Annotated in this window: 20 protein-coding genes and 1 riboswitch; of the genes, 5 read left to right on the top strand and 15 right to left on the bottom strand. The window is 35.6% G+C overall.

The genetic code is table 11. The annotated features are described in order from the left end of the window. Positions 1–21 precede the first annotated feature (21 nt). Together SM124_RS17600 and SM124_RS17595 are read right to left on the bottom strand one after the other, a co-directional pair. The gene (locus tag SM124_RS17600) at positions 22–846 is read right to left on the bottom strand and encodes a YfkD famly protein (protein ID WP_322447834.1); all 825 of its coding nucleotides are present in this window, start codon (positions 844–846) and stop codon (positions 22–24) included. A 145-nt stretch (positions 847–991) separates the two neighbouring features. Next, positions 992–1597 carry a YczE/YyaS/YitT family protein gene (locus SM124_RS17595; RefSeq protein ID WP_322447893.1) on the bottom strand — a complete coding sequence of 202 codons (606 nt, stop codon included), beginning with the start codon at positions 1595–1597 and terminating at the stop codon, positions 992–994. A 511-nt stretch (positions 1598–2108) separates the two neighbouring features. Between SM124_RS17595 and SM124_RS17590 the strand changes: the two genes are divergently transcribed. Beyond that, positions 2109–2525, top strand: a complete 417-nt coding sequence (locus tag SM124_RS17590; RefSeq protein ID WP_322447833.1) for a pyridoxamine 5'-phosphate oxidase family protein — start codon at positions 2109–2111, stop codon at positions 2523–2525. A gap of 452 nt (positions 2526–2977) precedes the next feature. Here the strand turns inward: SM124_RS17590 and SM124_RS17585 are convergent, their stop codons facing one another. Next, on the bottom strand, positions 2978–3361 hold the full coding sequence (locus tag SM124_RS17585; RefSeq protein WP_322447832.1) for an OsmC family protein: 384 nt from the start codon (positions 3359–3361) through the stop codon (positions 2978–2980). Positions 3362–3497: 136 nt separating this feature from the next. Between SM124_RS17585 and SM124_RS17580 the strand changes: the two genes are divergently transcribed. Next, entirely contained in the window at positions 3498–4676 is a 1179-nt protein-coding gene (locus SM124_RS17580; protein WP_322447831.1) for an MFS transporter, read from the top strand. 203 nt (positions 4677–4879) lie between these two features. Continuing rightward, positions 4880–6850, top strand: coding sequence for a heavy metal translocating P-type ATPase (locus tag SM124_RS17575; RefSeq protein WP_322447830.1), 1971 nt, complete (start codon positions 4880–4882; stop codon positions 6848–6850). A 180-nt stretch (positions 6851–7030) separates the two neighbouring features. Here SM124_RS17575 and SM124_RS17570 read toward each other — a convergent pair whose 3' ends face one another. The 3 genes from SM124_RS17570 to SM124_RS17560 form a co-directional block, all read right to left on the bottom strand. Continuing rightward, positions 7031–7858, bottom strand: coding sequence for a YihY/virulence factor BrkB family protein (locus SM124_RS17570; protein WP_322447829.1), 828 nt, complete (start codon positions 7856–7858; stop codon positions 7031–7033). A 135-nt stretch (positions 7859–7993) separates the two neighbouring features. Continuing rightward, complete coding sequence (locus SM124_RS17565) at positions 7994–8356, bottom strand: YtxH domain-containing protein (RefSeq protein WP_322447828.1); 363 nt, start codon at positions 8354–8356, stop codon at positions 7994–7996. Between the two features lie 2 nt (positions 8357–8358). Beyond that, on the bottom strand, positions 8359–8823 hold the full coding sequence (locus SM124_RS17560) for a low molecular weight protein-tyrosine-phosphatase (protein WP_322447827.1): 465 nt from the start codon (positions 8821–8823) through the stop codon (positions 8359–8361). 177 nt (positions 8824–9000) lie between these two features. Here SM124_RS17560 and SM124_RS17555 point away from each other — a divergent pair, with 177 nt between their 5' ends. Then, positions 9001–9225: a DUF1128 domain-containing protein gene (locus SM124_RS17555; RefSeq protein WP_322447826.1), complete on the top strand. Its 225-nt coding sequence runs from the start codon at positions 9001–9003 to the stop codon at positions 9223–9225. A gap of 40 nt (positions 9226–9265) precedes the next feature. On the opposite strand, the gene SM124_RS17550 is transcribed toward SM124_RS17555, so the two are convergent. From SM124_RS17550 to SM124_RS17540, 3 genes are all read right to left on the bottom strand, one after another. Further along, entirely contained in the window at positions 9266–10264 is a 999-nt protein-coding gene (locus SM124_RS17550) for an HD-GYP domain-containing protein (RefSeq protein ID WP_322447825.1), read from the bottom strand. Between the two features lie 252 nt (positions 10265–10516). Next, complete coding sequence (gene map / locus SM124_RS17545) at positions 10517–11272, bottom strand: type I methionyl aminopeptidase (RefSeq protein WP_322447824.1); 756 nt, start codon at positions 11270–11272, stop codon at positions 10517–10519. A gap of 287 nt (positions 11273–11559) precedes the next feature. Further along, positions 11560–13230 carry an acyl-CoA dehydrogenase family protein gene (locus SM124_RS17540; protein WP_322447823.1) on the bottom strand — a complete coding sequence of 557 codons (1671 nt, stop codon included), beginning with the start codon at positions 13228–13230 and terminating at the stop codon, positions 11560–11562. Positions 13231–13479: 249 nt separating this feature from the next. Here SM124_RS17540 and SM124_RS17535 point away from each other — a divergent pair, with 249 nt between their 5' ends. Further along, entirely contained in the window at positions 13480–13803 is a 324-nt protein-coding gene (locus SM124_RS17535; RefSeq protein ID WP_322447822.1) for a helix-turn-helix domain-containing protein, read from the top strand. A 337-nt stretch (positions 13804–14140) separates the two neighbouring features. Here SM124_RS17535 and SM124_RS17530 read toward each other — a convergent pair whose 3' ends face one another. From SM124_RS17530 to motA, 6 genes are all read right to left on the bottom strand, one after another. Next, positions 14141–14290, bottom strand: a complete 150-nt coding sequence (locus SM124_RS17530; RefSeq protein ID WP_322447821.1) for an anti-repressor SinI family protein — start codon at positions 14288–14290, stop codon at positions 14141–14143. Between the two features lie 30 nt (positions 14291–14320). Beyond that, positions 14321–14413: riboswitch (cyclic di-GMP riboswitch) on the bottom strand. A gap of 247 nt (positions 14414–14660) precedes the next feature. After that, positions 14661–14861 carry a hypothetical protein gene (locus SM124_RS17525; protein ID WP_322447820.1) on the bottom strand — a complete coding sequence of 67 codons (201 nt, stop codon included), beginning with the start codon at positions 14859–14861 and terminating at the stop codon, positions 14661–14663. A gap of 378 nt (positions 14862–15239) precedes the next feature. Then, positions 15240–16154 carry a pseudouridine-5'-phosphate glycosidase gene (locus tag SM124_RS17520; RefSeq protein WP_322447819.1) on the bottom strand — a complete coding sequence of 305 codons (915 nt, stop codon included), beginning with the start codon at positions 16152–16154 and terminating at the stop codon, positions 15240–15242. Between the two features lie 27 nt (positions 16155–16181). Further along, positions 16182–17276 carry a carbohydrate kinase gene (locus tag SM124_RS17515; RefSeq protein WP_322447818.1) on the bottom strand — a complete coding sequence of 365 codons (1095 nt, stop codon included), beginning with the start codon at positions 17274–17276 and terminating at the stop codon, positions 16182–16184. A 412-nt stretch (positions 17277–17688) separates the two neighbouring features. Further along, positions 17689–18483, bottom strand: coding sequence for a flagellar motor protein MotB (motB, locus tag SM124_RS17510; RefSeq protein ID WP_322447817.1), 795 nt, complete (start codon positions 18481–18483; stop codon positions 17689–17691). Next, positions 18476–19270: a flagellar motor stator protein MotA gene (gene motA / locus SM124_RS17505; protein ID WP_322447816.1), complete on the bottom strand. Its 795-nt coding sequence runs from the start codon at positions 19268–19270 to the stop codon at positions 18476–18478. Before motA ends, motB begins: the two co-directional genes overlap by 8 nt. Between the last annotated feature and the right edge of the window lie 224 nt (positions 19271–19494).

Raw genomic sequence — 19494 nt, 5'->3', positions numbered from 1 at the left:
AAGATTTAGCACCCTTCAATCTTATCTTGGCCTTTCCGTTGCTGAAAAACTGAATGAAACGTGGTCTTGAATTGGGATCCACGCGCCAATTCCTTGGGAAGTTACATTTTTAACGACAATTAATTTCTTACTGCCTTTTAACATTATATAAACTTCTCCGTAAGTAACTTTTCCTTTTTCATTAACCGCTGGAGCAAAGCCATATAAATACCCTAATCGTTTAGGAGGGATATTATAAATTTGATCTTTCTTTGTTCCTCCCCCAATAACGGTTTCAAAAGCTAATGGAAGGCCGGTCTTTTGTGCAGCTTTTAATAGCATCATTTTTTTCACATCTTCACTATCAGGAACCTTTGCTGTTAATCCACCACGGACAATCTTCTGAGCTTCTTGAACGTAGTGTATTTGATAGTTCTTTTTTCCACCACGGTTATCAAAGTAGTTTGTATTTATTTTTTGATATTCCCAGTTAGGTGCCGTTTCTGTTGATTCGTAACTTAACGGCCATTGACCTAAATAAATGATGGCTCGATATCCAACAGCAAAAGGAGTACTGTTGACGGAGGATTCATTTAACATTCTAATTAAGTCAGGATTTTCAATTTTAACCTTAGAAGAGTCAATAAGTGCCTGTGTGAGTTCACTTGGCTGTAAAGTAGGCATATCCTGTGTCGGATTAGGATAAGTATTTTCCTTTGTGATATTCATTACTGAATTTGGAATCTGTACAGCTTGCTTTGGCTGTGCTTCCTTTTTTTCAACTTGCTGTTCCGCTGCATAAACAGCATTAAAGGAAGACAACATGAGAAGAACCCCTGCTAGTAAAACAGTAATGTATTTTTTCATGATGTTGATTATACTCCTTTCAACTAATACATCTAGTATCTGCTGCCATCGATATTTGTTCCTTTAACTATGTAGTTTTAGAGTAACAAAGATACAGCAACAGCTTTATTTATAGTTTTTTCGGAGTATCTGAAAATTATCCACACTAAGCTTCCTTTATTAATTTATTTAGCCATTTTTCAAAATAAGGATAAAAAACTTGGATGCATGGACCCATACAAAATGTAATGATTAATGTCCCAATACCAATCGGCCCCTTAACTAAGAGGGCAAGTATTAAAGCAATGATTTCCGCCACTGTTTTAGCTATCATTAGATTTACTTTTAACCGGTATTTCAACGCCAACATAAATTGATCAATGGGGATTAGAGGGTATTTAGGTTGTAAGTATATGGCTGCCCCTAGCCCCACTGTGACCATCCCTACTACCAATACAATGATTTGTAGTAAAAGAGTCTCTAAGTGAAAGTTTTTCAATATAACTAACATCCAAAAGTCAATTAAGGCCCCGACAATCATGATTGTTAATAACGCTAAGTATTCGGGTTTTGTTCTGAGTAAGTATGCATTCATTAGCATTAAAAATAGCCCGACAATGATTACCCAACTTCCTATTGTTAAACCAATTTCTGTAGACAAACCCACGTTAAGAGCATCCCACGCTCCTGCCCCAAGGTCTGCCTTTATGGTTAAGGACACGCCAAACGTTAAAATAATCAATCCAATGATGAAAAATAAAGTGCGATACACATGCGCCAAAAGCCATCCTCCTTTTCCAATCTTTGTAACACAATTTTAATAATCTGAATATTTACAATCTTTGTTTTATTTATTATAATTAACGTACATTAAAAAAAGGAGGGTAGCCGATCAAACGCTAAAATTTTTAATAGGAGGTTTATTGATTATTAATTGTAGCACTCTCAAGTTCATTTCAATTTATGAATCCTAGTCTAGAGAGGTGGTTGATAACTTCTAAATTAATAGCGCTTGAAAGACTAACCTAAAAGCAATTTGTATTAAAAATACCTAAGTTTCACTTAATAAAACATATTCTTTAACATTCAGTTCAAGTACGCTTGTTTGATAGATAAAAAATTTTATAAAGGAGAGAAAAAAAGACTTTAGGGGAAACTCTAAAGTCTTTTTGCTGTACTTACTCATAAAAAACAACAATAGTGACAAGATTAAAGATAGTACTTAAGCTTTTTTCGCTTTTTCATTTGCAAGGAAAATTGCTTACATAAAGGAGAGAACAATAATGAGTGACTTAAAACAAAAGGTTATGGATATGTTTGAGAAACACCAGGTTGGTACTCTAGCTACGATTCGTAATGGCAAGCCATACAGTCGTTTTATGCTCTTTTTCCATGAGGATCTAACTTTATATGCCGCAACAAATAAAGAAACTCATAAAGTGGAGGATATGGAGAGCAACCCAAATGTTCATATCTTATTAGGATTGGATGCAAAAGGCTTTTCTAGTGCTTACTGTGAAATCGAGGCAACCGCTTCAGTAGAGGATTCCAATGATTTGCGTACAAAATACTGGAATGACCATTTGAAAGAATGGATGTCAGGTCCAGATGATCCGAATTATGTTTTATTAAAATTACAACCGGATTTGATTCGTTACTTTGATAAAGCTGGAAGCAAACCAGAAGAACTCACTTTATAGGATGCAAAAAAGGAAGAGTTAAGCCACTCTTCCTTTTGATTTTGGCGATTATCATTAACTTGGATATCATTTTTTCAAGAGATATCAAGATTTCAATTGAAACATCCTCATTTTTCAGAGATATCTAATCGATTTCCGATGATATATCATCACTTTGCTGCTATATATCTATGCTAATTGAAACATCCTCATTTTTCAGTGAATCTAATCGATTCCCGATAGTATATCATCACTTTCCTACTATATTTCATCATTTTAGTTGAAATATCCTTATTTTTCAGAGATACATCCCCGATTTAATTGATACATCTTCTATTTAAAATCATATATCATCACTTTCAAGAGATATATCATCGACTTCAATAAATATATCATCACTTTTCAGCAATATATCATCGATTTTTTCCATATATCGTTTTTTCGACAAAACTAGCTACAAAAAGCCATTCCCCCTACTTCACAATCTCAAAAGTCTCCTCAACCTCTATGCTTCCAATAACAGACTGCACCATGGAACAGTTCTTCTTAGTTAACTCCATTGCTTTATGTATTTTATTTTCATCTAGATCTGTTCCTGTAATTTTAAAATGAAGGTGTATTCTTTCTACTTTATTTGCCTCGGCCTCATTTCTTTGTACATCCGCTGAAATAGAAATATCTTCATAATTTAATCGCATTTTACCTAAAATGGTTCTTAACACCCCTCCGCTACAAACAGCAATTGAAGAAACTAGAAGTTGGTATGGACGAAATCCATGCTGCTCGTCTCCTGAGATATTCAGTCTCCCGTTTGCTGTTTCTGTGAAAAAACCTACTTCTTTCATTTTAAATTCCAATTCAGACACCTCTTATAAACATATTTTATTTTGAGATTACACTAAAATATAAAATTTAAAAAGAAACTTTTCTTGCAAAACCTTATTATTCCCGATACCATCATTTAGGAACACATAAAAGTTTGGAGCTAAAAAAATGTTAAAAAATATTGATTTTCGATTTTGGATACTGATTGCGATTGTTTCTGTTTCTGGATTCTCGCAAGGAATGTTGTTGCCATTAATCGCCATTATATTTGAACAAGACGGTGTACCTTCTTCCATTAACGGTTTACATGCTACGGGGCTTTATCTAGGAATTTTATTTGCTTCCCCTTTCATGGAAGGGCCACTGCGAAGATTTGGCTATAAGCCTATTATAATCATTGGTGGGATAGCGGTTATTATTTCACTCGCTTTGTTCCCTCTTTGGAAATCCTTTTGGTTTTGGTTTTTACTACGTTTGATTATTGGAATTGGAGACCATATGCTCCATTTCGGTACACAAACCTGGATTACCTCCTTGTCACCTGAAAGCAAACGTGGGAGAAATATTTCCTTGTACGGCCTATTTTTCGGCTTAGGGTTTGCAGCAGGACCGATTATGACTAGATTAATAGAGGTGAATCAAGCACTACCGTTTATGATTTCTGCAGGAATTAGTTTAATTGCTTGGGTCTCCATTTTTGCTTTAAAAAATGAACATCCTGATCAAGATATTGGAACGACTTCTTTCTTTGGTACTTTCCAGCGTTTTGGCCGCGTATGGAAATATGCTTGGATCGCGTTTCTTCCTCCTTTTAGCTATGGCTTTTTAGAAGCGTCACTGAATGGAAATTTCCCCGTTTATGCACTAAGAACGGGCATTGGAATTAATGCTGTTTCCATTATTTTACCTGCATTTGCTATTGGAGCAATCGTGTTTCAGCTTCCATTGGGGATTTTAAGTGATAAGTTTGGGAGAAAGAATATTTTAATGACCGTTATGCTGTCTGGATTCATTAGTTTTACAGTTGCTGGTTTTTTTCAAGAATCTGTACTCGGTCTAACTATTTGTTTCTTCATAGCTGGAATGTTAGTGGGCTCAACTTTTTCACTTGGAATTGCTTACATGGCGGATTTACTTCCCCGCCAACTCCTTCCATCTGGGAATTTAATGTGTGGAATATTCTTTAGCTTTGGCAGTATTAGTGGACCGTTTATTGGTGGGCTAGCAATTCAATACTTAAAAGGGGCAAGTTTCTTTTATGTGATTAGCAGTATGTTACTCATTATATTCTTCGCCTTAGTGAGTTTTAAACCAAACTTAGATTGGCGAACCGAAACGGTTAAGTGACAGAATAGAGAATCTTGTTCCCAACATATTCTAACCTTCATAAGTTAATAGTATAATAGGGATAAATTAAATAACTGTTTTTCAGAAGCCAGTACTGCTGTCATCTATATGATGACAGCTTTCGTCGTTTTATAAGGGTATTGAATGTGATTATTCTTCTCATTAAGCTTGATTGAAAATCAAAATTTGGATGGTGAAAACATATGAACCCAGAAGCAAAAGTACTTCCGGCTGCACAACCGAAAAGCCTATTTCTTGAAAAAGTAAAACAGCAATGGGAGTTAATCGCTGCAGCTACAAGTGGACTACTCATTCTCCTCGGCTGGATATTAGATAAAAATGAGTGGTCTACCCCTTCTGTCATTACTTTTCTTTTAGCCTTTATCATTGGTGGATTTGCCAAAGCAAAAGAGGGAATTTCTGAAACGATTGCCAACAAAGAGTTGAATGTTGAAATGCTTATGATTTTTGCTGCTACTGGTTCGGCCATCATCGGATACTGGATAGAAGGTGCCATATTAATTTTTATTTTTGCCATGAGTGGTGCTTTAGAAACTTATACGAAGAACAAAAGTCATAAAGAAATATCAGCTTTAATGGAATTGCAACCGGAAGAAGCATTAAAAATTACTAATGGAATGGAACAAGTCGTTCATGTATCAAGCCTTCAGATAGGGGATTTCATTTTAGTAAAGCCAGGCGAAAGAGTTCCTTCAGATGGAAAAATTGCAAAAGGGCAAACCTCCCTCGATGAAGCTGCTATTACAGGGGAATCGATTCCTGTTTCAAAAGGAGTGGATGAAGAGGTATTCGCCGGAACGGTTAATTTAAATGGTGCTGTTACTGTCGAGATAACCAAACCCAGTAGTGAAACACTTTTTCAGAAGATTATCCAATTGGTTCAATCCGCACAAAGTGAAAAATCACCTTCTCAACTTTTTATTGAAAAATTTGAAGGTAGCTATGTAAAAATTGTTTTAGTAGTTGTTGGTCTAATGATGTTTCTACCCCATTATTTGTTAGGATGGAGCTGGACGGAGACTTTTTACCGAGCCATGATCTTATTAGTGGTAGCCTCCCCCTGTGCCCTTGTTGCATCTATTATGCCAGCCTCACTTTCAGCCATATCAAACGGGGCAAGGCACGGAATATTGTTCAAAGGTGGAGTCCACTTAGAAAACTTAAGCCACTTAAAAGCAATTGCTTTTGATAAAACAGGGACCTTAACGAAAGGAAAACCAGAAGTAACAGATGTTTTAGTCCTGGATGGGTTAGCAGTCGATGATGTGTTGCTAAGAACAGCATCTATTGAAAACCACTCTAATCATCCTCTTGCACAAGCCATTGTTAAATATGTAAAGGCTAAATTAGATGATCACCCCCTTTTATATCCAGACTCTCTTGAAGATGTTTCTGGTTGGGGTGTTAAAGCTCAATTTGATGGGGATGAATGGAAAATTGGAAAGGCAGCATTTGTTGGTCATAGTGCGGCAGAAGCTTTTAAAAATGGTGCTTCTAAACAGTTAGCTAGTGAAGGAAAAACGGTTGTATTTGTCCAAAAGAATGATGAAATCGTAGCCATCATTGGATTAAAAGATGTGGTTAGACAAGAAACAAAGAACGCTATTGATCAATTAAAAACAAGAGGAATTTACACGATTATGCTAACGGGAGATAGTGAAAATACCGCTCAGGCTATTGCTAAAGAAAGCCATGTAAATGACTACTTATCGGAATGTTTACCTGAGAAAAAAGTGGAGCATCTTAAGGATTTGAAAAAACGTTTTGGAAATGTGGCAATGGTTGGGGACGGAATTAATGATGCTCCCGCTCTAGCAACGGCCAACGTTGGGATTGCCATGGGAGAAGGATCAGATGTTGCGCTAGAGACAGCTGATGTTGTTTTAATGAAAAACGATTTACCTCGTATTGCTGAGGCTATACATCTCTCAGAACGAATGAATCGAATTATTAAACAGAACATTGTGTTTTCCATCTCAGTCATTATGTTATTAATCGCTTCAAACTTCTTACAAATTCTAGATTTACCTTATGGAGTAATTGGTCATGAAGGAAGTACGATTTTAGTTATACTGAACAGTTTACGGTTGCTAAATCAACATGAGTGCAGCCAAATATTAAAAGGCCGGAATCCCGGCCTTTTCGTAACTTAGTGATATCCGTTCTGTCCGTTAGCAGAACCAGACGTTTTTTGCTTTGGCTTACTTTTACCCTTTTGCTTTGTTCCACCGTCTTTTTTGTTTGGCATTTCAGTGCCCCCCTTAATAAAATTACTTTCCCCTATCATAGTTTTTGCTATTAGAGGTCTCCTATTAGAGGGAACAAAAGGGAAATCAACAGCTACTATCTCTTATTTTACTTATAAGTGCATTTATTACGCCACCTAATATGATGATGACACCCGTTATATAAAACCAAATCATCAAGACAATGATGGCTCCAATACTTCCGTAGGTTGCCGTATAGTTACCAAAGTTGTTAACGTAATACGAAAAAGCTAGAGAAGTTAGAGACCACCCTACTGTTGCAAAAATGGCCCCCGGTATGGACCTGATACATTTGAATTTTTTGTTTGGCGCAAACCAATATAAACCTACAAAAACGACAAACAAAATGACCGCACTAACTAGCCATCTTAACGTATTCCAAACAGCTAAGAATTGGCTTGATAAACCAAATTCAGAGAATAAAAATAACCCGATTTGCTTTCCGAAAACAGGTAATAACAATGCTACGATGAATACAAGAATCATCCCGAAGGTCAGAAGAATGGCCATCCCTCTCGCAATTAAAAAAGGCCGATTTTCTTCCACCTCATAAGCTAAGTTAAAGGCTCTCACAATGGCGTTAATCCCATTTGATGCCGACCAGATCGTGGCAATAAACCCGAATGATAATAGCTTTCCATTATTCGTTTTCATAATGTCATTCAAGTTAGTTTCGATCAGCCTCATTGTTTCACCAGGTGCATAATCCTTTATAACACCAAGTATATCTTGCTGTGTGATAGGCAAATAAGGTAACAATGTTACTAAGAAGATTAACAACGGAAATAAGGATAGTAAGAAAAAGTAGGCTAATTGCGCTGCCTTCCCAAATACATCGTCGTTCTCTATCCTTTTCCATAGTAAGGGAAAAAAGCTTGAATTTCGTTGTCCCATTCAACCACCTCTATTTCTTTGTTGTTTTTTAGGAATACTGTCTAACCTTGTCCAACATTTCTATAGGAGCTCAATAATGAATGTTACAACTGTTTTAACTTTCTACCTTTTAAAATAACCTCGCCATTATATTATTTACGGTAAAGGGACATTTTCTTCATCATCTTCTATATTGACTTCATCATGAGTAAAAGCTTCTTTAGTTTCTTTTACAATGCCTGCTACCGCTGGAGTTACCTCTCTAAGCTCATCCACTTTTTCTGCGATAAATGAGACGTCTTCACTCACTTGTTCAAATGTAGTCTTAATTTTTTGTGTTGTTTCCCTAACCTGCTCAACCATTTCGTTAGGGTTCTTTATGTAGTATGAAACATCACTTGAAGTCTTTTTACAATTCTCTACTACAGCTTGTCTTGTTTCGCGGTCCAACAAGGCTACTGCCCCCCCAGCAATTGCCCCAAAGAATACACCTTTCCAAAATCTATTCATGCTCCCCATTATTAAATCCTCTCTTTCGTGATCTCTAATAATTGCTTACAGCCTTGCTCTAATAAATCAAAAACTTCTTGAAAGTTACCAGTAAAATAAGGATCGGGTACATCCTTCGTTACAATATGTGGAAGAAGGTCTAACAGTCTCAAAACTTCAGCTTTTGGATTAGCTTCCTTCAGCTTTTCAATATTCTTTTTATTCTCCGTATCCATTGCAATAATATAATCAAATTCAACTAAATCAGTTGATACGATTTGTCTCGCTTTCAATCCATCAAAACTAATATTGTTTTTCAATAAAATATCCTGTGTCCCTTTATGTGGCGGGTTACCAATATGCCAATCACCCGTACCTGCAGAATCTACAATAATTTTATGTTCTAATCCTTCCCTTTTTACCGTATCCCGAAACATAGCCTCCGCCATAGGGGAGCGACAGATGTTTCCTAGACAAACAAATAAAACTTTTATCATATGTCTTCAAACCTCCTCCCTCTTATTTTCATGGATATGCTCCCTATTTTGCAAATAATTATTTTGGTTATTTACGTTTATAGTAACCCATATATAACCTATGATTTATAATTGACTTTTTAAAATGAAAGTGAAAAGATAATGATAACTATATTGGGTTTTTGAAAGGGGTACATAATGAATTTATCAGAGAAGTCTGTTGAAAATGTTGAATTTATGATTGAAAAAATAAAAGAAAAGCTTAAGGTCCTAAACTTAGGTGCGATTAAACCTTCCCATTTTGATGAAAATATGTATGAAGAATTAAAAGAAATTTATGATTTAGTCATGAAAAAGGATTCTTTTAGCCCGAACGAAATGCAAGCACTTGTTGAGGAACTAGGTAACTTACGCAAGCAATAATACAAAAGCTGTCCGCTAAACAATGTGGACAGCTTTTTGTCTAATTGATACTAGTTACTTCATCAATCACCATTTCTTTTATTAGCAATGTGTAATGATCAGCAAGGGATAGTTCTTCTCCGTTATCTAGGTATCTTATGTATGGCCTTTGTAAGTTGCCGATAATTTTTGTCACAATGGCTTTACGATTATTATTTAATAACACTTTTGTGCCAGGTATGTAATGAGGGACTTCTTGAACAAAAAGCTTTACTAAGTCAGTGGTGAACATGGTGCCACTTTTAGTCATAATATACTCCATCACTTCATGTGGTGGAAGCCCTTCTTTTGATAACATATTTTCGTATAAATTTGCGATTCCACACACTTGGGCAAACTCGTGGATTTCCCCTTCTTTCATCCCTCTTGGTTTCCCGTTTCCATCAATAGTTTCATGGTGACCATAAGCAACGTGAGCCGCTAATAGGCTAATTTCTCTAACTTTCCGTAAATATTCAAAACCTACCACCATATGATCCTCAACCCGATGAGTTAATGCTTTTCCAATATCATGTAAAAGGGCACCCATGGCTAAATCTTTTAATTGCATTTGCGAGATGCCAAGCTTTCTTCCTATTTGTAAAGATAATAGTGTAACGTTCACAGCATGGGCGTACTCTCTTAGTTCCTCAGCAATAGAAGAAGTAGGGATTAAACATATAGCTTTACGTTTCCCCACTTCGTTTACTAATGTTATGACTAGTTTTTGTAATTGGCGAATAGGTAGTTCCTCTTTATTTGCGATTGCTTTAAAAGACATTTGTAATGTCTCAATAGCATCCATCCAAGTTGGCACATCTACCATTTCTTCCATAGAAATTCCAAAAGAAATAGAATCTTCAATGAATAAATAACGAATATCCATTGCAATTAATTTTTTTAAATAAGTAGGGTGGATAGCACGTCCAGCAGCAAGCAAAACTCTTTTATGCTTATCATATATCGGCCTAGCCAGCTGCATCGTTTTATCGTTGTACTCTTCTACGCTAATAAGTCTCATTTGCTGTCTCCTATTTTTATCTTTTTTATCTTTTATCCCAGTATCATTAATTACATTATATTCCTTCGTATCTCTAAATAAAATAAGCTTATTGTAGTATATAGTAGAATTCAAGATTGGCCCTTCGTTTCCCTTCAGAATATACCATATTAAGGTGTGGTTACTATTACCAAATAGGATCCATTGATTCCTACTTCCCAAAAAAACAGCCAACACTCGAGAGCATGGCCGTTAGCTTTAATATTCTTTTGCTTATCTCTCACCTTGGTCCGTTAAAATTATCGGTCCGTCTTTTGTAATGGCAATCGTATGTTCATATTGAGCGGAGTATTTTCCATCAATGGTTCGTGCAGTCCACTTATTGCTATCCATTTTCGTTTGATACTCTCCTACGTTAATCATCGGTTCAATCGTGAACACCATGCCTTCTTTGATTCTAGGACCTTTGCCAGGCAATCCATAGTGAGGAACGTTAGGGCTCTCATGAATGGTTGCACCAATTCCATGACCGACAAAGTCTCTAACAACCGAAAATCCTTCTGCTTCCGCATATGTCTGTATCGCATGACCGATGTCACCGATTCGATTCCCAATTTGAGAAGCCTCAATTCCTTTGTATAGAGATTCTTTTGTCACTTCCAATAGGCGTTTTGCTTCATCGGAAACTTCTCCCACTGCATATGACCAAGCAGAATCTGCTAACGCACCATTTAGGTTAACCACCATATCAATGGTAACAATATCGCCTTCTTTTAAAGGCTCTTTCCTTGGAAACCCATGGCAGATTTCATCATTTATACTAGCACAGGTTGCATATTCATACCCTTTATATCCCTTTTGTTCTGGAGTTGCTCCATGTTCTTTTAAGTATGCATCCACAAATTCATCAATCTCTAGGGTTGTAATACCCGGCTTTATAAGTTTCGCAATTTCTTTATGACAGGATGCCAATAACTCTCCTGCCTTTTTCATCATTTCAATTTCCCTTTGTGATTTCAAAACAATCATTCTTTTCCCTGCCTCTCCTTTAAACAATATATGCAATAAGTTTTCATTTCGTCTTCCTTAATATTATCGTTGTAAAAGAGGAATATCAAAATTTTGAATTCACTTTTCATTGAACAACCGATGTCAAATTTTGTTGAAGTGAGAGGATTTATAGTTAATCAAACGTTTGATTAAATTTTAATAAAACCCCATGCTTATTAGAATTATATTAATCTATCCATGCAAAATATGTAGAATTTAAATAAAAAGCTGTGGCTTAAAAAATCACCTCAGCCTTGATTTTTTATTTAGCTGACAGGTACCTTACACCCCATTATTTCTTCAAAATGTTTAAGGGAAATTAACTCCTCATCCATATATTCATTTAATCCCCATGTTTGATTTAAAAACACTCGAGCTATGATTAATTTTCTATCCCCACCAATAGCCGCATCTTTTAAAGCAACAACACTCTCGTATATCTTTGTCATTAATTTTGCAACACGTTTGCTATGGTATGTCTGGATATCCACGTCCCCTTTTGACAAGAACACTAATAATTCTTTTAAGCTTTCAATCCCTTTGTATATAGGTTCTGTATGTTTAACTAATGTTTCAGGAAGAGCTTCAAGTTCTTTTAAGACCGTTTGTAAAAACCATTCGTGAACTTTGTATTTTTTTATTAACCTAAAAACCTCTAAACCTAATATATTAGCTGTCCCTTCCCATACCGTTAACACTTGGGCATCTCTTAACAGTCTTGGAGTTACGAAATCCTCAATATAACCATTTCCACCGTGCATTTCAATTGCTTCATGTGAGAAGTGTATAGCTTGCTCTGCTGATTCCATCTTTAACAAGGCAATTAGTAGTCTGTTCATGGCTCTATCTTTTTCTGAGATAGCCGAATCATCCCCGACCATTTGATCAAACATGGCAACTAGAGAAAAAACAGCAGATGTCTCTACCTCTTGCTTTGCAGCTAGTTTTACTAAACTTTCCTTTATCATAGGAAATTCTGCTAAGTACTGACCAAATGTATGACGTGTAAAAGCATATTTTTTAGCTTCAAGAAATGCCCTCTGCATAATTCCTATCGATGCAATTGCATTACAAACGCGAGATAAGTTTAGAGCTTCCATCATATAGTAAAAGCCTCTACTTGAATCTCCAACTACAAATGCTTCTGCCCCGTTAAAAACAACTTCTGCAGATGGAACGGCCCTTACTCCGAGCTTATCTTTTAATCTTCTAATTTCTAGATGATTTAATTCCCCGTTATCTTTACGCCATGGAACTAAAAATAAACTTAATCCTTTTGTTCCAGGAGGGGCACCTTCCATTCTAGCTAAAACCATTGCCACCCCGCATTGCCCTGCATTTGAGGCAAAATATTTCTCACCATAAATACGATATTGTCCATTTTCTAATACCGCTTTTACCTCATTTGCCCCTACGTCAGATCCCCCTTGACGTTCCGTTAAAAAGGTTGCTCCTTCAAACAACTCAACATCACCCGTTGAAACAACATGCGGTAAATATTTTGATTTAAGCTCTTCATCTGCATAATGATCAATCAAATAGGCTGTAGCCATTGTTAAGGTTACAGGACAATAAAATCCGGGTTCGGTTTGAGATAACAAATATCCTTGTGCATAGGAATAAATGTAGTTCCCTTTATGACCTAATTCAGGAATTTCCTTATGTACATAACCAACAATTCCAGCGTGATAGGTTTGCTCAACCGTTTTCTTGTAACCCTCGTTCACCCACACATGAGAAATATCATTTCCCATCTGATCATACTTAATCAGCTTAGGTTGCCCTTCTCGGTCCGTGTGGGCTGCCCTCTCATCAATCTCCGTTCCACAAAGTTCTCCAAACTGGTCTAACTCTTTGTCTGCCCATTCAAAAAAGGACTCATCTAAATATTGTTTAAGAATAAATTTCAAATTAGGATCTTCGTTATAAAAGTTCATCGTTCATCACCCTTTTAATAAAATAAAAACATTAACAAAATATTCTGTTAATTAATTATAACATTTCTATTAACACCAGACTTACCTATAAATGTAATTCACTACTTTTTGTAAACTAGTAATATAAATAGTTAACATTTGTGATAAAATAGTTATAAAATCACATAGAACAATCTGTTCTAAATATGGAACTATTTGAATTTATTTGATATGATTAAATTATATATAGACAAAGGTGTGTGAGACTTTATGATCGGTGATCGCGTTAAGAAACTTCGCCAAGAAAGAAAACTATCCCTATCAGAATTAGCTGAGCAAGCTGGGGTCGCAAAGTCTTATTTAAGTTCATTAGAACGTAACTTACAAAGAAATCCTTCTATACAATTTCTAGAAAAAATTTCTGCTGTCTTACATGTACCTGTGGACCATTTAATCCATGAACAGCCAAACAAGGATGAGTTAGATTCTGAGTGGCTTAAAATTGTAAAAGAGGCAATGGATTCCGGGGTATCAAAGGATCAATTTCGTGAATACCTTGAGTTTAATAAATGGAGAGCCAATCAAAGTAAATAAATGTGAAATAATGATATACTATGTATTGAACCTGTCTTGGCAGGTTTTTATTTTTTTCAAACAAAGGCTGTATTCGTAATGATTATTGTTATTTGTAAAAATCCAAAAGCCGATTTTTACCCTTAATAGTTAAAGAGTGCTACAAATTTAGATGGTAAGGCTTTTTCTAAAACTGATAACCTTTTAAGCCCAATAAAGCATGATATATTATAGGCAAAATTATATATGTGAGAAGCAACAAAGTTTTAGAAAAGAGCCTAAACAAAAAAGCATTTCTCAAAAGAAATATCCCTTTTAAGAAACACTTAGCTTTAACAATATTCATCTGTCTATAGCTTTAGCGATTCTCAATAGTCATTTCCTTCATGCCATTTTGACTTAGAAATTCTTTAATGTCTTCTTTTTGTAACCCTAACCTCCTAGCCTCTAATATCAGCTGCATCCATTCAAAGTCAAGTTCCTCGATGACCACTCTAGATTCAATCACATTCTTTCCCCCCAAAATACGATTCGTATTCCAGGCAGTCCAGCCATCATAGCGCTAGTTTCTAACTACCTTAGACCCGAGACTTTGCGTCCCTACCTTTCAATAGGTTTGCCTTTTTCTGTATCTAATGACTTGCTTCCTTACTCCCTATTTATAGTTTACTAGGTTCGGTTCATTATCATGCGGGTTTTTTGTCAATTATAAATATTTTGTGAACTCCTTTCTTCTACAATTCTTGTCATTTTTATACAATATTACGCTATCATATTCTTTATAAAGGTAAATAAGTCAAAAAGTCACTAGGGGGATTTAGACTTATTTGCTATTTTTCATCGAATAATTTTTTTGAACTTTGTCTCCATATAGGACTTTAGTCATTGACAAACTTGTCTTTTTGTTTATACATTTTTAACTTCTTGCTAGACATATTCACATGTATCCTTTCAAAAGTGATGGCATCAAAGAACGGATGATTGGTTAAATCGTTCCCACAAATCGGACAGGCCCACTCACCAAACTCACTACTACTATAAGAAGATCTTAGACACTTATCGCAATCTTTACGGTACATTCTCCTCACCTGTCTTCATGGTTTTTAAAAGCATGTTAACAAAAGAACCTTTATCACAAACAAATCAATCAGTGTTCGACCTAATGAACTTAGGATCATCCAACAAATCTTCTTATACTAAATATGCAATCAAAGTAGATTCATTCTAGGTAATAACACCTTCCTTACTTCAGTTCCTTAGACCTAAGAACACACCAAAACGTTCTTAATAATGAATTATATATTCTATTTTATTGGTTTCATCTATAAAATAGAATGGCACTCAGTTATTTTTGTTCATTTTATCGAACGATTAAATGTAAAAAAAACACTATATTGAACAGGGTAAACAAAAAAAAACGAGCCTTTATTAATTCCTAAGGCTCGTCCAACATATTTTTATTGTTTATTTAGGCTTACTGCGATTTGCGCTCCTACTTCTGCATTGTGTTTTACTAAGGCAATATTGGCTGTCAAGCTAGCTCCTTCAGTCAGTTCTTTCACTTTTCCTAATAAGAAAGGAGTAACCTTTTTCCCAGCAATATTATTTTCCTTTGCTTCTGCTAACGCTTGCTCAATAATATTTGTAATGAATGATTCCTCTAGTGCATCTTTCTCCGGAATTGGATTAGCAATCACTACTCCACCATTTAGACCTAAGTCCCATTTCGTTTTTAACATTTTTGCTGTTTCATTTGCATCTTCCACTCGATAATTTACATGGAAAGGACTTGTTCGAGTATAGAAAGCTGGGAGTAAATCTGTTTTATATCCGATAACAGGAACACCGTGAGTTTCAAGATATTCTAGTGTTAATCCAATATCTAAGATGGATTTTGCACCTGCACAAACAACGGCCACATTAGTTTGAGCTAATTCTTGAAGGTCCGCAGATATATCCATTGTCGTTTCAGCTTCACGGTGAACCCCTCCGATTCCACCTGTAACAAATATTTTAATATCTGCTAATGCTGCACAAATCATGGTAGCAGAAACAGTTGTTGCACCATTTTTCTTGTTAGCCAACAAGTACGGTAAGTCTCTTCTACTTGCCTTCTCCACTTCTTTACTTTGAGCTAAAAACTCTAATTCTTCATCAGACAATCCAATTTTTATCTTTCCATTTAATATAGCGATAGTAGCAGGTACCGCTCCCTTTTGGCGAATGATTTCCTCAACTTCTTTTGCTGTTTGTACGTTCTGTGGATAAGGCATTCCATGTGAAATAATCGTTGATTCTAGAGCAACAACGGGCAGATTTTTTTCTCTTGCTTCAGCAACCTCTTTAGAATATTCAAGATAATTATTTAACATATTTATTCTCCTTTAAGGAAATTTTATTTAAAAATATTGACTATTTGTTTCCTCTATTTTACTTGGACTCAAGTTAGAATTAACCGTTTCTTTTGATTGTAAAGTTAAGATCGAACAGGTCATTCCAACTTTACATGCATTTTCAATATTTACCCCTTTTAATGAAGCATACATAATCCCGGCTACCAAGGAGTCTCCAGCACCTGTTACGTCTACCACTTCTACTTTAGGAGGAATTAAAACCCCTGATCCAAGATCTTTCGTATAGTAGATTAGCCCTTTATCGCCTCTTGTAATAATGACTTTCTCTACGCCTTTTTCCATGATGATCTCAGCGGCTTTAAATAAATCAGCTTCACTGGAAATTTTATAACCTGCGAGAGCTTCTGCCTCGTCTTGGTTAGCAATTAGCCACTTAACACCTTTTAAGCTTACTGGAAGTCGCTTTACTTTCGGTGTGGAAACTGTTGTTATACAAACGGGAATATTCTCTATTTCACAGCGAGTGATTATTTTCTCTAAAACATCTGCTGGGAAGTTTGTATCTATCATCACCAGTTCTGCAGAAGCAAAGTAACCCCACTTCTCATCTACAAAATCAGGATTAATGGAATCATATATAGACATACTAGCAAATGCCACTTGTAATTCTCCATCTTTATCAAGAACAGCTGTGTAAGTACCTGTTGATTGATTAGGAAGTTTTTGTGAAGGATCTACTTCTACAAAAGTTGCTGTTTTTTCGAGTAGCCATTTCCCCTCATGATCCTCTCCAACTACAGTCATTAAGGAAACATCTACATCCAGTCTCCCCAAATTCTCAGCTATATTACGTGCCACTCCACCACAAGAGGCGGAGCTATTAACAGGATTAGATGTGTGATTAACTAACTCTTCTAGCATCTGAAACTTTCTATCAATATTTGCTCCTCCTACGCAAAGAACTCTCTTTTTCTTTGGGATTACATATGCTCTACCTAGGAGTTTTCCTTGCTTTGTTAAAGAAGATACATAACCTGCAACAGCTGAACGAGATAAGCCAGTCTTGTCCGCAAGGTCATTTTGTGAAATAAAAGGATCCTCTTCAATGAGATTCAAGATTAAAGATTCTTTTTCACTCATGGTTTATCGCTCCCAAAATTATTAACAACACATGTCCTTATTATAAACAAATGTCTAAAAATGATGCAAGGTATTTTCTAACAAACCTTAATTTATGTATCGATAATAGCTTTACACGTATTGTCAATATTGATTATTGAATATTTCGTGAATAATAATTGTCTATAATGTGAACTTTGTCATATAATAATACCAAGATAATCCAATACGAAAGGGGTATTTCCATGACGGTGATTCATGTAATTAATTTTACAGTTCCGATTGCATGCATGTTTTTAGCTGGTGTTTTATTAGATCGTATGTGCAAACCGGAAGTACCGAAACAAGAAGTTAACGAGTAAATAAATCTATCAATAGTTTAATTACGAAAAGACGCATAGGTTTATACCCCATGCGTCTTTATTTTTAATTATTAATTTCTCGGTAATATAAGTATTTCTACACGTCTATTCTTCGCTTTACCTTCAGTCGTTTTATTAGAAGCAATCGGGTTAAATTCCCCAAATCCCTTTGCACTAAACCAACTAGGATCTAATTGATCGTTTTCCAACAGAATCTTCATAAAATTAATCGAACGCATCACACTTAATTCCCAGTTTGATGAGAACCGTGCATTCTTGATGGGAACATTATCCGTATGACCACTAATAACAATATTTCTAGGTGGACTCATGACTAACAAGTCTGATATTTCTTCAGCAATTTTTAAGTCCTGTCTTCTTACTTCATCACTTCCTGACTCAAACAACACGTTGTCACGAATCATTACTAGTAACCCTTCGTCAGTCATGGTCGCTTCAAGTTGGTCACTTAACTTCTTATCTTTTATGTAAGAGTTAACCTTTTTCTCAATCGACTCAAGCTCTCTCTTATCTGCTTGTTTAGCCAACATTTCCCGTTTTTCTTGATCAATCTTTGCTTTCTCTTTTTTATCCGTTTTCTCTTGATCTTCTTCTTTTTCTTGCTCATCAGGTGCAGCAGCCTTATCTTCTGGTATTGGACTCGGATATTCGAATATTCCCGTACCACTAGAAAATGCTTCATTAAATACTTCTGACATTGCTTGGAATTTTTTTGCGTCCAACGAACTCATGGAGAAGAGTACGATAAACAGGGCTAGTAAAAGTGTCAATAAATCCGCATATGGAATTAACCATGACTCATCAACGTGCTCTTCATGATGATGCTTTTTTCCCCGCTTACTCATCTTTCTTCACTTCACCTTCTGCAAGGATTTTTTTCCTTTCACTTGCTGGTAAATAGGACGCTAATTTTTGTTCAATAACCCTTGGTGCTTCCCCTTCTAGGATGGATAAAATTCCTTCAATCATCATGTGCTTAATCTTTGATTCTTGCTTTGACTTACGTTTTAATTTGTTCGCAAATGGGTGCCAAAGTACATACCCAGTGAAAATCCCTAAAAGCGTTGCAATAAATGCCGCACTAATGGCTTTTCCTAATCCATCAATATCATTCATATATTTTAACGCGGCAACCAGACCTACTACCGCTCCTAAAACCCCTAGAGTAGGAGCATATGTACCGGCTTGGGTAAAAATTAATGCACCGGCTTGATGTCTCTCTTCCATTGCTTCAATTTCTTCTGTCAATACATCACGAATGTAATCCGCACTTTGACCATCAACAGCTAGAGATAAACCATTTTTCAAGAAATCATCATCGATTTCATTCGTTTTTGTTTCTAACGCAAGTAAACCTTCTTTTCTAGCAAGTTGAGCCCAATCTGAGAACATCTTAATTAACTCAACGGGATCCATTAGCTTTTTTTCTTTAAATAAGATTCCAAAAAGCTTGGGTACCTTTTTTATTTCATCGGTTGGGAAGGCAATGGTTACTGCCCCTGCTGTTCCTAGTAAGATGATTAGAATCGCTGCTGGATTCAACAACGCTGCTGGACTAACTCCTTTAAAAAACATACCTACTAGAACTGCTACAAATCCTAAAATGAGACCTATTAATGACGTTTTATCCATGAATGTTCACCTGTCTTTTTCTGTTATGACTAAAATACTAATCTATTTATAGTTTAAATGTACTAAAAATAGTTTTTAATTGTAAATAAAATCTCTTATTTTTATTTATTTCGACAGATTCCTACTTTTTTTAAGGGATATTTATTTTATTTTTTATATAACTGTACAGGACATTGTAGGAATAAAGGATTAACCTCGTTTCCTCTAACTATAGGAATAAATTA

Origin of the sequence: Robertmurraya mangrovi, assembly GCF_034427655.1 — a bacterium.
GTDB lineage: Bacteria > Bacillota > Bacilli > Bacillales > Cytobacillaceae > Robertmurraya_A > Robertmurraya_A mangrovi.
Note: the sequence above shows the minus strand (reverse complement) of the source record. Positions and strands in the feature narration are given on the sequence as shown.

Coding starts and splice junctions, on each gene's coding strand:
- SM124_RS17525 (WP_322447820.1), bottom strand. CDS start 14,861: ATGTACCGTAAAGATTGCGATAAGTGTCTAAGATCTTCTTATAGTAGT.
- SM124_RS17575 (WP_322447830.1), top strand. CDS start 4,880: ATGAACCCAGAAGCAAAAGTACTTCCGGCTGCACAACCGAAAAGCCTA.
- SM124_RS17520 (WP_322447819.1), bottom strand. CDS start 16,154: ATGTTAAATAATTATCTTGAATATTCTAAAGAGGTTGCTGAAGCAAGA.
- SM124_RS17590 (WP_322447833.1), top strand. CDS start 2,109: ATGAGTGACTTAAAACAAAAGGTTATGGATATGTTTGAGAAACACCAG.
- SM124_RS17560 (WP_322447827.1), bottom strand. CDS start 8,823: ATGATAAAAGTTTTATTTGTTTGTCTAGGAAACATCTGTCGCTCCCCT.
- SM124_RS17555 (WP_322447826.1), top strand. CDS start 9,001: ATGAATTTATCAGAGAAGTCTGTTGAAAATGTTGAATTTATGATTGAA.
- SM124_RS17600 (WP_322447834.1), bottom strand. CDS start 846: ATGAAAAAATACATTACTGTTTTACTAGCAGGGGTTCTTCTCATGTTG.
- SM124_RS17565 (WP_322447828.1), bottom strand. CDS start 8,356: ATGGGGAGCATGAATAGATTTTGGAAAGGTGTATTCTTTGGGGCAATT.
- map (WP_322447824.1), bottom strand. CDS start 11,272: ATGATTGTTTTGAAATCACAAAGGGAAATTGAAATGATGAAAAAGGCA.
- SM124_RS17535 (WP_322447822.1), top strand. CDS start 13,480: ATGATCGGTGATCGCGTTAAGAAACTTCGCCAAGAAAGAAAACTATCC.
- SM124_RS17550 (WP_322447825.1), bottom strand. CDS start 10,264: ATGAGACTTATTAGCGTAGAAGAGTACAACGATAAAACGATGCAGCTG.
- motB (WP_322447817.1), bottom strand. CDS start 18,483: ATGAGTAAGCGGGGAAAAAAGCATCATCATGAAGAGCACGTTGATGAG.
- SM124_RS17540 (WP_322447823.1), bottom strand. CDS start 13,230: ATGAACTTTTATAACGAAGATCCTAATTTGAAATTTATTCTTAAACAA.
- SM124_RS17580 (WP_322447831.1), top strand. CDS start 3,498: ATGTTAAAAAATATTGATTTTCGATTTTGGATACTGATTGCGATTGTT.
- motA (WP_322447816.1), bottom strand. CDS start 19,270: ATGGATAAAACGTCATTAATAGGTCTCATTTTAGGATTTGTAGCAGTT.
- SM124_RS17570 (WP_322447829.1), bottom strand. CDS start 7,858: ATGGGACAACGAAATTCAAGCTTTTTTCCCTTACTATGGAAAAGGATA.
- SM124_RS17515 (WP_322447818.1), bottom strand. CDS start 17,276: ATGAGTGAAAAAGAATCTTTAATCTTGAATCTCATTGAAGAGGATCCT.